At 66.0% G+C, this 14,662-nt stretch carries 12 protein-coding genes; 7 read left to right on the forward strand and 5 right to left on the reverse strand.

Going from position 1 to position 14,662, the window contains the following annotated elements:
- The first annotated feature begins 66 nt into the window (after positions 1-66).
- Complete coding sequence (locus CHB74_RS10490) at positions 67-429, forward strand: VOC family protein (RefSeq protein WP_089219579.1); 363 nt, start codon at positions 67-69, stop codon at positions 427-429.
- 39 nt (positions 430-468) lie between these two features.
- Here CHB74_RS10490 and CHB74_RS10495 read toward each other — a convergent pair whose 3' ends face one another.
- The 5 genes from CHB74_RS10495 to CHB74_RS10515 form a co-directional block, all read right to left on the reverse strand.
- Positions 469-2,796, reverse strand: coding sequence for an arylsulfatase (locus CHB74_RS10495; RefSeq protein WP_218821418.1), 2,328 nt, complete (start codon positions 2,794-2,796; stop codon positions 469-471).
- 98 nt (positions 2,797-2,894) lie between these two features.
- Positions 2,895-4,937: a 3-hydroxyacyl-CoA dehydrogenase NAD-binding domain-containing protein gene (locus tag CHB74_RS10500; RefSeq protein ID WP_089219580.1), complete on the reverse strand. Its 2,043-nt coding sequence runs from the start codon at positions 4,935-4,937 to the stop codon at positions 2,895-2,897.
- Positions 4,938-4,958: 21 nt separating this feature from the next.
- Positions 4,959-5,789, reverse strand: a complete 831-nt coding sequence (locus tag CHB74_RS10505; protein ID WP_245842817.1) for an SDR family NAD(P)-dependent oxidoreductase — start codon at positions 5,787-5,789, stop codon at positions 4,959-4,961.
- Positions 5,786-6,559: an SDR family oxidoreductase gene (locus CHB74_RS10510; protein ID WP_089219581.1), complete on the reverse strand. Its 774-nt coding sequence runs from the start codon at positions 6,557-6,559 to the stop codon at positions 5,786-5,788. The genes CHB74_RS10505 and CHB74_RS10510 overlap by 4 nt, the downstream gene beginning before the upstream one ends.
- 101 nt (positions 6,560-6,660) lie before the next feature.
- A complete protein-coding gene (locus CHB74_RS10515) occupies positions 6,661-7,899 on the reverse strand; it encodes an acyl-CoA dehydrogenase family protein (protein ID WP_089219582.1) in 1,239 nt (412 codons plus the stop codon).
- A 166-nt stretch (positions 7,900-8,065) separates the two neighbouring features.
- On the opposite strand from CHB74_RS10515, the gene CHB74_RS10520 reads away from it, so the two are divergent.
- The 6 genes from CHB74_RS10520 to CHB74_RS10545 all read left to right on the forward strand — a co-directional run bounded on the left by CHB74_RS10520 (position 8,066) and on the right by CHB74_RS10545 (position 14,457).
- Positions 8,066-8,893, forward strand: coding sequence for a cytochrome b/b6 domain-containing protein (locus CHB74_RS10520; protein WP_089219583.1), 828 nt, complete (start codon positions 8,066-8,068; stop codon positions 8,891-8,893).
- Complete coding sequence (locus CHB74_RS10525; RefSeq protein WP_089219613.1) at positions 8,890-9,639, forward strand: molybdopterin-binding protein; 750 nt, start codon at positions 8,890-8,892, stop codon at positions 9,637-9,639. Before CHB74_RS10520 ends, CHB74_RS10525 begins: the two co-directional genes overlap by 4 nt.
- Positions 9,626-10,276, forward strand: a complete 651-nt coding sequence (maiA, locus tag CHB74_RS10530; RefSeq protein ID WP_089219584.1) for a maleylacetoacetate isomerase — start codon at positions 9,626-9,628, stop codon at positions 10,274-10,276. The genes CHB74_RS10525 and maiA overlap by 14 nt, the downstream gene beginning before the upstream one ends.
- 19 nt (positions 10,277-10,295) lie before the next feature.
- Positions 10,296-12,347: a TonB-dependent receptor gene (locus tag CHB74_RS10535; RefSeq protein ID WP_089219585.1), complete on the forward strand. Its 2,052-nt coding sequence runs from the start codon at positions 10,296-10,298 to the stop codon at positions 12,345-12,347.
- A 95-nt stretch (positions 12,348-12,442) separates the two neighbouring features.
- Positions 12,443-13,225 carry an alpha/beta hydrolase family protein gene (locus CHB74_RS10540; RefSeq protein ID WP_144033768.1) on the forward strand — a complete coding sequence of 261 codons (783 nt, stop codon included), beginning with the start codon at positions 12,443-12,445 and terminating at the stop codon, positions 13,223-13,225.
- Positions 13,222-14,457 carry a threonine synthase gene (locus tag CHB74_RS10545; protein ID WP_089219587.1) on the forward strand — a complete coding sequence of 412 codons (1,236 nt, stop codon included), beginning with the start codon at positions 13,222-13,224 and terminating at the stop codon, positions 14,455-14,457. The genes CHB74_RS10540 and CHB74_RS10545 overlap by 4 nt, the downstream gene beginning before the upstream one ends.
- The last annotated feature ends 205 nt before the right edge of the window (positions 14,458-14,662 follow it).

The following is a 14,662-nucleotide window of genomic DNA, read 5'->3' on the forward strand; positions in this document are numbered from 1 at the left end:
TGTCCCGCGAGGCCGCGGGTATCATGAGGCGAGCCTATCGCAGTCCCATGCGAAAGGGAGGGGAAAATGCCGATCGCGATCGTATCGATCCCGGTGGCCGATCAGGACCGGGCCAAGGCCTTCTACACCGACGTCATGGGCTTCGCGGTGCCGCGCGACGACCCGATGGGGCCGCAATCACGCTGGATCCAGCTGCAGCCGCCCGGCGGCGGCGCTTCGATCACGCTGGTCAACTGGTTCGACGCGATGCCGCCCGGCTGCCAGCAGGGCCTGATGCTGGGCGTGGCGGACGTGGACGCCGAACATGCCCGGCTGGCGAAGCTGGGCATGGTGGTGACGGCGATCAGCGCCGAGGCCTGGGGCCGTTACACGATGCTAAGCGACCCCGACGGCAATCGCTGGGTAGTGGCCACATTGAGCGCGGGGTGACGGCGGGGCCGGCCATCCGGCCGCCCCGCCCGCCATCAATCATTGGGTGGCGATCGCGATCTTCACCTGATGGGCGAGATCATCGAAACTGACGTCACTGATATCGACCAACACCCGCTTCAGCGTGCCGTTGAACTTTGCCGGGCTCTTATAGAGTTTCGACACCGGGGTGATCAGATCGCACCCGACATCGAAGCTTTCGCCGACGGTGAAACGCGCCCCGACCTGCTTTTCGAAGCGGCCTTCGCCGATCACCTTTTCGCCCATGCGCAAGATGGCCTTGCCGCCGGTGGCGAATTCGCCTTCCTTGTCGCATTCGATCCGCACCGATAGCACATGATCGCCGGCGGGAATCTTCTCCTTCGATTCCACGCGATAACGTTCGGTGTTGAACCAATTATGTTCCCAATAGAGCTTCCCGTCCTTCATGAAGAGGCTGTAGCCGCCGGCCTCCCCACCGCAGCAGGCGAGCACGCCGTCGCCGCCATCCTTGGGTATCACCACTTCGGCCGCGATCGTGTGATCGATATTCTTGGTCGCGGGTGACGCGGCTTCGGGAATGCGCGTGGTGCCCGGCAGGAAGATGAACTGCGTCTTGCCGCGCAGGTAGCTGGGCTTCAGATTCACGTCGGCGCGTTCGACGAAGCGATCGTCGAGCGGGAGCACATTATATTTGGCCGCTTCCGCCCAGAACATATCCTGCAGCTCGCGCAGTTTGGCCGGCTCTTTCTTCGCCAGGTCGTTCGCCTGGCTGAAATCCTCTTCGATATTGTAGAGTTCCCAGGTGTCATTGTCGAAATCGGGCGCGGAACCCGATGTCTGCCAGGGCAGCTTGCCGTGCCGCGCCCCGGCCACCCAGCCATTGTGGTAGAGCGCCCGGTTGCCGAACATTTCGAAATATTGGGTGGTGCGCGTCGACGGCGCCTTCGCGTCATCCCAGCTATAGGCCATGCTGACGCCTTCGATCGGCTTTTGCGGCACGCCGTTGACCTCGATCGGTTCGGTGACCCCCGCGGCTTCGAGCAGGGTTGGCACGATATCGATCGCGTGGTGGAACTGGCTGCGCAGCCCACCCTTGTCCTTGATCCGCTTCGGCCAGCTCATCACCATGCCGTTGCGCGTGCCGCCGAAATGCGAGGCGACCTGCTTGCACCATTGGAAGGGCGAGGAACCGGCCCAGCACCACGGCACCGGATAATGGTTTTCATGCTGGGTGCTGCCGATCTCGTCGATGATCTTGAGCATTGCCTGGACGTCGTCAGGATAGCCGTGCTGCGACTTCATGTTGTTGACGGTGCCCGTCAGCGTGCCTTCCGCGCTGGGGCCGTTATCGCCGACGACATAGATGATCAGCGTGTCATCGCGCAGGCCCATGGTTTCGATCGCGTCGACAAGCCGGCCGAGCTGATCGTCGACATGTTCGAGGAAGCCGGCGAACACCTCCTGCATGCGGGCGTAGAGCCGCTTTTCGTCGGCGCTGCACGAATCCCATGCCGGCATGGAATCGGGGCGCGGGGTAAGCTGGGTGCCCTTGGGCACGACGCCAAGCTTGATCTGCCGCGCGAGTGTCTCCTCGCGCACCTTGTCCCACCCCTGATCGAACTTGCCCTTGTAGCGATCGGCATATTCCTTGGGGCTGTGATGCGGGGCGTGGGCCGCGCCCGGCGCCCAGTAGCAGAAGAAGGGCTTGTCGGGCGCGCCGGCCTTCTGGCTGCTGATCCAGGCGATCGCCTTGTCCGCCATGGCGCTGCTGAGATGATAATTGTCATCCCCTTCGGGTTTCTCGATCGGCAGCGTGTTTTCGATCAGCGGCGGATCCCAATTGTTGGTTTCGCCACCCTGGAAACCATAGAAATATTCGAAGCCGTGGCCCGTCGGCCAGCGATCGAACGGGCCCGCCGGGCTGGTTTCGAAATCGGGGGTGTTGTGCCATTTGCCGAAGGCGGCGGTGTTGTAATTGTTCATCCTCAGCGTCTGGGCGACGCAGACCGCATTTTCGGGCCAGCGCCCGTCATAGCCGGGAAAGCCGGTCGCCAGTTCCATGATGATGCCGGTGTGCATCGAATGATGGTTGCGCCCCGACAGGATCGCCGCGCGCGTGGGCGAACAGAGCGCCGTGGTGTGGAAGCGGTTGTAGCGCAGGCCTTCGCCCGCCAGCTTTTCGAGCGTCGGCGTGTTGACCGGCCCGCCAAAGGTGCTGGCATGGCCGAAGCCGACATCGTCGAGCAGCACCAGCAGGATGTTGGGGGCGCCATCGGGTGCGCGGGGCACGCCGGGAATAACGGCTTCCGAATCGGTGTAGGTTCGTCCGATCCGGCCGGAAAAATGGGTGTCGGTCTGCGGATAAGGCAGGATGGTGTTGGTCACGGCTGAATCTCCGACGGCATGGAACGTCGGGAACCAGTCTCACAGCCGATGGCCGGACCTGCCATCGGGGTAAACCCGGATGGCAGGCCGAATCTGGATCAGTTGAACGTCTCGCCCTTTTCGGCCTTGGCGACGAGCAGCGGCGAGAGAGTGAAATCGGGGCCAAGCCGATCCTGCTGGCGCTTCAGCCCGTCGACGATCGTGCGCGCGCCGACGAGATCGGCCCAGAACATCGGGCCGCCGCGATAGACCGGCCAGCCATAGCCGAACACCCAGACGACATCGATGTCGGACGCGCGCTGAGCCTTGCCTTCTTCCAGGATCTTCGCGCCTTCGTTGACCATAGTGTAGAGGCAGCGTTCGCGGATCTCCTCGTCCGAAATGGCGCGCTGGGCAATGCCCTTGGCAGCGGCGAATTCGGCGATGATCCTTTCGGCCACCGGCGATGGCGTGCGGTTGCGCTTCTCGTCATAATCATAGAAGCCGCCGCCGGTTTTCTGGCCGAGCCGACCTTCGGCGCAGAGCGCGTCGCGCACGCTTTCGCGCCGGGTGGGATCGCGATGCCAGCCGATATCAAGCCCGGCGAGATCGGCGAGCTGGAACGGCCCCATCGGGAAACCGAAATCGAGGAAGACGCGATCGACGTCGGCGGGCTTGGCGCCTTCGAGGATGAGCTGGCCGGCCTGATCCTGTCGGGGCTTGAGCATGCGGTTGCCGATGAAGCCGTGGCAGACGCCGGCGACCACCGCGATCTTCCGGATCTGCTTGGCGAGCGCCATGGCGGTGGCGAGCACGCTGTCCGACGTCTTCGCGCCGCGCACCACTTCCAGCAGCTTCATCACATTGGCGGGCGAGAAGAAATGGAGGCCGACAACCGATTCCGGCCGCGAGGTGACCGCCGCGATCTCGTCGACATCGAGATAGGAGGTGTTGGTGGCGAGGATCGCGCCGGGCTTGGCGATCTTGTCGAGCCGGGTGAAGACCTCTTTCTTCACGTCCATATTCTCGAACACCGCCTCGATCACCAGATCGACCTGGCCGAGATCGGCATAATCGAGCGTGGGCTTGAGCAGGCCTGTCGCCTGCTTCGCCTGATCCTCGGTCATCCGGCCGCTCTTGACGTTGCCGGCATAGTTGCGGCCGATCGTCGCGACGCCGCGATCGAGCGCCTCCTGCTGCATTTCGAGGATGGTGACGGGGATGCCGATCGACAGGAAGTTCATCGCGATGCCGCCGCCCATCGTGCCCGCGCCGATGATGCCGACCGACTTGACCGGGATGAGCGGCGTGCCGGGGGCGAGCCCGTCGATCTTGGCGGCGGCGCGCTCGGCGAAGAAGATGTGGCGCTGCGCCTTGGACTGATCCGACGCCATGAGCTGGCGGATCAGCTTGCGTTCGACCTCCAGGCCTTGCGCGAAGGGCAGTTCGGCGGCGGCCTGGATCGCCTGGATGCAGGCTTCCGGCGCTTCGAAGCCCTTCATCTTGCGGGCATTGGCGGCGCGGAAGGCATCGAACACGCCCGGTTCGGCCACGGCCTGCTTTTCGCTGGTGCGCGGCAGCGGGCGCTTTTCGGCGATGTCGCGGGCGAAGGCGACTGCTTCGGCGGCGAGGCTGTCTTCACCCGCCAGCCGATCGAGCAGGCCGATGTCGGAGGCCTTCTTCGCGCCGATCGGTGCGCCGCCGACGATCATTTCGAGCGCCGCGGCAACGCCGACGACGCGCGGCAGGCGCTGGGTGCCCCCGGCGCCGGGCAGGATGCCGAGCTTGACTTCGGGCAGGCCGAGCTTCGCCGAGGGCACGGCGATGCGATAATGGCAGGCGAGCGCGGTTTCGAGGCCACCGCCGAGCGCGGTGCCGTGAATCGCGGCGACGACCGGCTTGTCGAGCGCTTCGAGCCGTTCGAGCAGTTCGGGAAGCTGCGGATCCTTCATCGGCCCGCCAAATTCGGTGATGTCGGCGCCTGCAAAGAAGGTGCGGCCGTCGCAGCGGATGACCACCGCCTTGACCGCCGGATCGGCGGCGGCTTCGTCGAGCGCCTTGGCCAGCCCGTCGCGCACCGCAAAGCCGAGCGCGTTGACCGGCGGGTTGTTCGACACGACGACCAGCACGTCGCCGTCGCGATGGGTGGTGATGACGCTCATCTACAATCTCCTGAAAGGCAATCAGATCGCGGTCTTGCCGAAATCCTGACGGTTGAAGGGGTGCGAGGTGGAGAGCCCGCCATCGACGACGAGCGCGTGGCCGTTGACGTAGCTCGATTCATCGGAGGCGAGGAACAAGGCGGCCTGCGCGATCTCATCCGGCTCGCCACCCCGGCGCAGCGGGTTGAGATGGCCGATCATGTCGGCCCGGCCGGCCTGGCGCGCGCGGGTGTAGATCATTTCGGTCATGCCGGTTTCGATCAGGCCGGGGCAGATCGCGTTGACGCGGACATTGCTGGTCGAAAGCTGCTGCGCGGCGACGCGGACGAGATTGACGACGCCCGCCTTCGACGCCGAATAAGCCGGCCCGCCCGCTCCGGAACGCAGCCCGGCGACGCTGGCGGTGCAGATGATCGAGCCCTGCCGGCGATCAGCCATGTGGCGCGCGGCATGCTTGATCGCCAGGAATGGGCCGGTGAGGTTGATGCGGAGGATTTCCGCCCAATCGCCCTCATCCTGTTCGAACAGGCTTTTGAGCCCGCCCGAAATGCCGGCATTGGCGAACATCACGTCGATCCGGCCATGCGTGTCGACGGCATAGCCGACAAGCTTCGCGACATCCGCCTCGCGCCCAGCATCGAGCCGGAGCGGATCGGCGCGGCCGCCTTCATCGCGGATCAGTTCGACGGTTTCGGTGACGCTGTCGCCCAGATCGGCGGCGACCACCGTCGCGCCTTCGCGGGCGAACAGCCGGCAGGTGGCGCGGCCGATGCCGCCCCCTGCCCCAGTGACGACCGCGACCCGCCCGGCGAGCCGGCCAGCCGGCGGGCCGGCCACGGGCTGCGCGTTCACAGGCCGACGCCGATGGTGGAGCCGCCATCGACGACCATCGCCTGCCCGGTCATGAAGCTGGAGGCATCGGACGCGAGATAGACGGCGGCGCCGGCGATTTCGTGCGGTTCGCCGATGCGGGCGAGCGGCGTGCCGCGCGTCACCGCCTTCAGCGTTTCGGGATTTTCCCAGAGCGCGCGGGCGAAATCGGTGCGGACGAGGCCCGGCGCGATGCAGTTGACGCGAACATTATCCCCGCCGAATTCCGCCGCAAGATTGCGGGCAAGCTGGAAATCGGCCGCCTTGGAGACGTTGTAGGCGCCGATCGTCGTCGATGACGTCAAGCCGCCGATCGACGAGACGATGATGATCGAGCCCGATTTGCGCGCCCGCATTTCCGGCGCGACCATCGAGATCAGCCAATGGTTGGCGAGGACATTATTGTCGAAGATCTTGCGGAACTGTTCGTCGCTGATCCCGTCCATCGGGCCATAATAAGGGTTGGACGCGGCGTTGCAGACCAGCACGTCGATCCGGCCGAGCGCCGCGCGGCTTTCATCGACCAGCGCCTGAAGCGCGTCCTTCGACGAGATGCTGGCGGCGATGGCGATCGCGGCCCCCGGGTGCCGGGCGTTGATTTCGGCGGCCACCGCATCGCAGGCATCCTGCTTGCGGCTGGAAATGACGACCCTGGCCCCCTGATCGGCCATGGCTTCGGCGATCGCGCGGCCGATGCCCCGCGACGAGCCCGTGATGACGCCGACTTTTCCGGTAAGATCGAACAGGGACATCAATTTTCCTCCCCTTATCGTCGTGCCGGCCGCGACGGTGCGGCCACCCAGGCACCGCCGCATTCCCGGCCGCGTGCCGGGACGGCGGCGGCGCGGAAATGTCAGGCGCGATATTTGCCGAATTCGAGCCGGGCGATCGCGCGGTTGTGGACCTCGTCCGGCCCATCGGCGAGGCGGAGCGTACGGATCGTCGCATAATCGCGGGCCAGCCCGAAATCGGAGGTGACGCCACCGCCGCCATGCGCCTGGATGGCATCGTCGATCACCTTGAGCGCCATGCGCGGACCGGCGACCTTGATCATCGCGATTTCGGCCTGCGCCGCCTTGTTGCCGGCCTTGTCCATCATGTCCGCCGCCTTCAGGCAGAGCAGGCGCGTCATTTCGATATCGATCCGCGCCTCGGCGATGCGCTGTTCCCAGATCGACTGTTCGGCGATCGTCTTGCCGAAGGCGACACGGCTCATCAGCCGCCGCGCCATCTTGCCGATCGTTTCCTCGGCCACGCCGATGGTGCGCATGCAATGGTGGATGCGACCCGGCCCGAGCCGGCCCTGCGCGATTTCGAACCCGCGACCTTCGCCGAGCAACATGTTTTCGGCCGGCACGCGGACATTGTTGAGGATCACTTCGGCATGGCCGTGCGGCGCATCGTCATAACCGAAGACCGGCAGCATGCGGACGACATCGATCCCCGGCGCGTCCATCGGCACGAGGATCATCGACTGCTGGGCATGGCGCGCGGCGCCCGGGTCGGTCTTGCCCATCACGATGTTGATCTTGCAGCGCGGATCGCCCACCCCGCTCGACCACCATTTACGGCCGTTGACGACATAATGATCGCCGTCGCGTTCGATCCGTGTCTCGATATTGGTGGCGTCGGATGAGGCCACGCCCGGCTCCGTCATCAAAAAGGCCGAGCGGATTTCGCCCTGCATCAGCGGCTTGAGCCAGCGATCCTTCTGCGCGCGGGTGCCATAGCGGTGGAGCACCTCCATATTTCCGGTATCGGGCGCCGAGCAGTTCATCGCTTCGGACGCCCAATAGACGCGGCCCATCTCCTCCGCGCAGAGCGCATATTCGAGATTGGTGAGCCCCGGCCCTTCGAATTCGAAGCTGTCGTCGACATGCGACTGCCCCGAATGCGGCGGCATGAACAGATTCCACAGCCCGGCTTCCTTGGCCTTGAGCTTGGCCTCCTCGATCACCGGCAGAACCTTCCAGCGTTCGCCGGTTTCGAGCTGTTCGTGATATTCGGGATCGCGCGGGCGGACATGCGTCTCGACGAAATCGCGGACCCGATCGCGCCAATAGGTCTGGCGTTCGCTGAGGGTGAAATCCATGGTCGTTCCTCTCCCGCTGATTCACTCTTTGGCTTCCGCGCTAAGCGGCGGCGGCACGTTCGTCCAGCGCCCGCACGAAGCGAAAATCGCAATCGGGCCATCAACCACGTAACTTTCGGCCCTGACGCGGCGTAAATAGGAAAGAGATTTTCACGGGAGCAGACAGATGGCGGCAGACGCAACGAAGTCGACAGCCGGGCGAACGGTGTTCCGTCACCGGCTTTCGACTCGTGCCTGGCACTGGCTGAACGCATTGACCGTGATCGTGATGCTGATGAGCGGGCTGATGATCTTCAACGCCCATCCCCGTCTTTACTGGGGGCATGCGGGCGCCAACGCCGATCCGGCCTGGCTGGAGATCGGCGCGACACCCACGGAAGGGATTCTGAAGGTCGGCGCTCTGACCTTGCCGACCACCGGCGTGCTCGGCCGCTGGACCGACCGCCATGGCGTCGTCCAGACCCGCGCCTTCCCCGGCTGGGCGACGATCCCGACCGATTACAGCCTGGCGGGCGCCCGGCGCTGGCACCTGGCCTTTGCCTGGGTGCTGGTGATCGGCGGCGCGCTTTACGGCGTCGCCAGCCTGATCAACCGCCATATCCAGCGCGATCTGGCGCCGTCGCGCGGCGAACTCGCACCCCGCCATATCTGGCGGGACATCAAGGATCATGCGCGGGGCCGGCTGCCCGGTGGCGAGGCGGCAGCCCGCTACAACATCCTGCAGAAGTTGAGCTATCTTGCCGTCATTTTCGGCCTGCTGCCGCTGATGGTGCTGAGTGGGCTGGGCATGGCGCCGGGCGTGGACGCGGGCTGGCCGTGGATCGTCGATCTGCTCGGCGGCCGCCAGTCCGCCCGGTCGATCCATTTCCTCTGCGCGACGGCGTTGCTGGGCTTCATCCTTGTCCATCTGGCGATGGTGGTGATCGCCGGGCCGATCAACGAGATCCGCTCGATGATCACCGGCCGTTATCGCCTGCCGGCGGAGCGCGCCTGATGTGGAGCCGCCGCCGCCTGATCGGATCGCTGGCCGCCGCCCCGCTCGTCACCGGTTGCGACCGGCTGACCTATAGCGAGGGCTTTCGCGATGGCCTGCGCGCGGCCGAGGGGCTGACCATGGCCGCCCAGCGCCTGATCTCCAACCGCAGCGCGCTGGCCCGCGAATTCGACGAGGCCGATCTGTCGCCGGTGTTCCGATCGAACGGCACGCGCCACCCCGGATCGCCCGCTTATGCCGCGCACGCGGCCGCCGGCTTCGCCGACTGGCGATTGCGCATCGACGGGCTGGTCGCGCGGCCACTGGCGCTGTCGATGGCGCAGATCCGGTCGCTGCCCGCGCGCACCCAGATCACCCGCCATGATTGCGTCGAAGGGTGGAGCGCGATCGGCAAATGGACCGGCGTGCCGCTGAAGCTTCTGCTCGACGGCGCCGGCGCCTCGCCCCGCGCGCGCTATATCGTGTTCCACTGCGCCGACGATATGGGGCCGGTGCGCTATTATGAGAGCATCGACATGGTGGATGCGCTCCACCCCCAGACGATCCTGGCCTGGGCGCTGAATGGCCAGCCGCTGCCGATCGCCAATGGCGCGCCGCTGCGGCTTCGCGTGGAACGCCAGCTCGGCTACAAGCACGCCAAATATGTCGAGCGGATCGAGGCGGTTGCGAGTCTGGCCGCGATCGGCGGCGGCAAAGGCGGCTATTGGGAGGATCGGGGCGATTATGAATGGTATGCCGGCATCTGAAGCGGTGCGCCTGCACGATTATTTCCGGTCGTCGGCCTGCTATCGCGTGCGCATCGCGCTCAACCTCAAGGGCATCGCTTATGACAGCGTGAGCGTGGACCTGCGCGCGGCGGAACAGAGCGCGCCGGCCTATCGCGCGCTCAACCCCCAGGGCTTCGTGCCGATGCTGGAGATGGACGGGCTGAAGCTGACCCAGAGTCTGGCGATCATCGACTATCTCGACGCGCGCGTGCCCGAGCCGCGTTTCGTATCGCCCGATCCGGTCGCGCGCAGCCGCCAGCTCGCCATGGCGCTGATGATCGCCTGCGACATCCACCCGATCAACAATCTGCGCGTGCTGAATTATCTGAAGCGTGAACTGGACGTGGCCGAGCCCGCGCGCGACGACTGGTATCGCCACTGGATCCGCGAAGGCTTCGCCTCGCTCGAAACCATGGCGGCGGCGGAAAGCGGCCCTTATCTGGGCGGCAAGAGCCCCGGAATCGCCGATATCTGCCTGGTTCCGCAGATGTATAATGCCCGCCGTTTCGAAGTCGCGCTGGACGACTTTCCCCATCTGGTGCGGATCGACGCGGCGCTGACCGCGCTGCCGGCCTTTGCCGCCGCCCATCCTGATGCGGTGGCGCCGGCCGGCTGATGCCGTATAGAGGCGCGCCATGCGCCATCTGATCCTGACCGCTTTCTTCCTGCCTTCCGTGGCTTATGCCGATCCCGGCGACATCATCGTCACCGGCGCGGGGCTGACCGAGCCGGCGGGCCTCGCCGCTTATGACGTCAGCCTGATCGATCGCGATCGGCTGACCCGATCGGCGAGCGGGCGGCTGGAGGACGTGCTGCGCGACGTGGCCGGTTTCCAGCAGTTCCGCCGTTCGGATTCGCGATCGGCGCACCCGACGACGCAGGGCGCCACGCTGCGCGGGCTGGGCGGCAATGCCTCGGCCCGCGCGCTCATCCTGCTCGACGGGGTGCCGCAGACCGATCCGTTCGGCGGCTGGCTGCCCTGGTCCGCCTATCAGCCCGAGAGGCTGGGTCTGGTGCGGGTGACGCGCGGCGGCGGCAGCGGCGTCGCCGGGCCGGGCGCGCTGGCGGGCACGATCGAGCTGATGAGCGCGGGGCCAGACCAACTGGCGCCTTTGTGGGGCGGCGTGGCTTATGGCAGCCGCGACAGCCTGGCCGCCGATGCCGGGCTGAGCGGTGCCTTTGCCGGTGGCTATGCCACGCTGTCGGGCAATTATGCGCGCGGCGACGGCTTTACCCCGGTGGTGAAGGAGGATCGCGGCCCGGTCGACCGCCCGGCCTTTTACGAGCAGGCGAGCCTGTCGGCCCGCAGCGCCTTCGCGATCGGCGCCGACACCGAGTTTCAGGCAAGCCTGCTCGGCCTCCTCGACCGGCGCGACCGGGGCGTGGATTTCACCCCCAACCGCAATATTGGCGCCGATGCCAGCGTGCGGCTGGTGGGGCGTGGCCGCTGGGGCTGGGAAGCGAGCGCATGGGCGCAGCTGCGCGAATTTTCGAGCGGCTTCGCCAGCGTCAACGCTGCGCGGACCGAGGTGAACCCGACGCTGGACCAATATGCCGTGCCCGCCACCGGCCTTGGCGCGCGTTTCGAAATCCGCCCGCCGATCGGCGAAGGGATCGAATTGCGGATCGGCGCCGATGCGCGGCAGGCCACCGGCGAAACCCGCGAACGCTATAGCTTTGTCGCCGGCGCGCCGACGCGGCTGCGCCAGGCGGGTGGACGCACGCGCACGCTGGGCGGCTTTGCCGAAGCGAGCTTCACGCCCGACCATGCCTGGACGCTGACCGCGGGCGGACGGATCGACCGCTGGCGGATCGAGAATGGCCATCTGTTCGAAAAGACCATCGCCACGGGTGCAACGCTGACCGACGACGCCTTTGCCGACCGTTCGGGCTGGGAGCCGACCGCGCGCGGCGGCATCGCGTTCAAGCCGGCGCAGGCGGTGACGCTGCGCAGCGCCGCTTATCTCGGCTGGCGCCTGCCCAGCCTGAACGAGCTTTACCGCCCGTTCCGCGCCGGCACCGACGCCACCGCCGCCAATGCGCTGCTCAAGCCCGAACGGCTGAAGGGCGTGGACGCCGGTTTCGACTATCGCCCGCTGCCCGGCTTCCGCCTGTCGGCGACGGCCTTCTACAACCGGCTCGACAACGCCATCGCCAACGTGACGCTGGGCAACGGGCCGGGGCTGTTCCCCGGCGTCGGCTTCGTCGCGGCGGGTGGTGCCTATCGCCAGCGGCAAAATCTGGATGCGGTGCGTTCGCAGGGCATCGAACTGGAGGCCGCCGCGCGCCATGGGCCGTGGCAGCTTGCGGCATCCTATACGCTGATCGACGCCGAAGTGCGCGGGACGGGGGCGGCGGCCGCGCTCGACGGTCTGCGCCCCGCGCAGACGCCCCGCCATCAGGCAAGCGCGACACTGGCCTGGCTGCCGGCGAACGGCGCCGCCGCATCGCTGACCGCCCGCCATCTTTCCGGCCAATATGAAGACGACCAGAATCTGCGCCGGCTGGACGATGCGACAACCTTCGACGCCAGTTTCAGCCTGCCCGTCGCCGCCGGCTTCGCGATCGAGGCACGCGCCGAGAATCTGGCCGATACGCGGGTCGAAGCCGGGATTTCCGGCGCCGACATCGTGGAACGCGCGACGCCGCGCACGATCTGGATCGGGCTGCGCTATGGCGGGCGGTGAACCTATTGACGAACTGCCCAGCAAAGCACCAGAAAACAGCTAGGATCCTCAGCAATTTCGCGACAGGTTTAGCAGGCATCCGGGGGAACAGACCGATGCGGTTCGTGACACGTGCCTTGCTGATGTTCGCAGCCGTATTGATGCCGGCCTCCAGCCTGTCGGCTCAAGCGCTAGAATTTGACGAACTCTACCCACCCAGACGCCAGGGGGTAACCAAACGCTACGGCCCCGATAAATGGCAATTGCTCAGCTTGATTCGCGCCAGCAAGCGCGGACCGGCCCCCTTGATTGCCATGGTCGGCCGCGGGTGCGTGCTCGACGACTGGATGCCCGACATGCTGTCGCGTCATGGTTATGCCGTTGCCTGCATCGATTATCGCGATCCGGACGAGGTGGGCCCACGTGAGGCGGCCAAGGATGTCGCCCGGGGCATTGCGATGCTGCAAGGATCAGAGTTTCAGAAGGATATTCGGCCCAACGCGATCGCGATCATGGCCAGTGGCGGCGCTGCATGGATCGCAGCGTTGATCGGCACCGACCCGGCCATCGGCGACGGGGTATTGGCATTCCACGCACTGAAGGGCGTTGCGCTGGTCGATCCGGACCTGACCGACGACAGCGAATACGTCGTGGAGGCGAAAGCCCATGTCGAAGGCATCAATGCACCGAGCTTTTATCTGCTATCGGTCGACTCGGCGGTAGGCCGCCTGAGCGCGGCGACAAGCTTCGCCAAAGCACTACAAAACCAAGGCACCAACGTGGAGACCCAAACCATGTTCCGGCCGGACAATCGTCACCCACGTACCCGCTTTGGCTCCACCACGAACAAGCCAACCATGGATTTGCGCGATTATCTCGATCGGACACTTATGCCATGACCTTCCCCACCTTCCCCGAGCGCCCCACCTTCGTCACCCATCTCGAATGTTCGCTGACCGGCACGCGTTATGAAGCGGATCGCGTCCATGGCCTGTCGAATGCCGGCCGGCCGTTGCTGGTGCGTTACGATCTGGATGGCGTGCGCCAGGCGCTGACCAAGGCGGCGTTGCGTGATCGGCCGCGCGACCTGTGGCGGTGGCGCGAGCTGCTGCCGGTGCGGCGCAGTGAGAATGTGGTGAGCCTGGGCGAGCAGGAGACGCCGATTTTCGACCTGCCGGCGACCGCGAAGCGGCTGGGCGCCACCCAGTTGCTGGTCAAGGACGAAGGCCGGCTGCCGACCGGATCGTTCAAGGCGCGCGGGCTGGTGATGGCGATTTCGATGGCGAAGGAACTGGGCATCCGCACAATCGCCATGCCGACCAACGGCAATGCCGGCGCGGCGGCGGCGGCCTATGCGACGCGCGCGGGCATGGAATCGGTGATTTTCTGCCCCGACGACACGCCCGAGATCAATGTGCGCGAGATCGCCGCGCAGGGCGCGCGCGTCTATCGCGTCAACGGCCTGATCGACCAGTGCGGGGCGATCGTCGGCGAAGGCGCCAAGGTGAATGGCTGGTTCGACCTGTCGACCCTGAAGGAGCCCTATCGCATCGAGGGCAAGAAGACGATGGGGCTGGAGCTGGCCGAACAGCTGGGCTGGGAACTGCCCGACGCGATCTTCTACCCCACCGGCGGCGGCACCGGCCTGATCGGCATGTGGAAGGCGTTCGACGAGCTGGAGGCGCTGGGCTTCATCGGATCGAAGCGGCCCAAGATGTTCGCGGTGCAGGCCGCCGGCTGCGCGCCGATGGTGCGCGCATTCGAAGCCGGGGAACGCCATGCGGAACGCTGGGACAATGCCCACACCATCGCATCGGGCATCCGCGTGCCCAAGGCGGTAGGCGATTTCCTGATCCTCGACGCGGTGCGGGCGAGCGGCGGCAAGGCGATCGCGGTGGAGGACGATGCCATTGCCGAGGCGGTCGTGCGCGTCGGTCGGGAGGATGGCGTGCTGCTCTGCCCGGAAGGCGGCGCAACGCTGGCGGCCTATGCCAAGGCGCTGGCCGCCGGCGACGTGGGCGCCGATGATCGCGCCTTGCTGTTCAACTGCGCGACCGGCCTGAAATATCCGCTGGCCGACCATTCGGGCGTGATCGACCTGAACGCGCCGATCGACTACGCCGCGCTGTGACGCAACGTAGAGCGGTTTCCGATCTGCTTGCACCGGATCCGCCGCTCTATTTTGTTGATATACCGCGATTTCCGTGCCGCCGGATAATGTCACCCGACTTGAAATCGCTTTAGGCTGTAGTGACGATTTAATTATTTGATCCAGAGCATGATGCTGGCGAGTTTGACGAAGCCGAGGAAGTTGGCGGCGAGCTTGTCGTAACGGG

The organism is Edaphosphingomonas laterariae (assembly GCF_900188165.1).
Classification (GTDB): Bacteria; Pseudomonadota; Alphaproteobacteria; order Sphingomonadales; family Sphingomonadaceae; genus Sphingomonas_E; species Sphingomonas_E laterariae.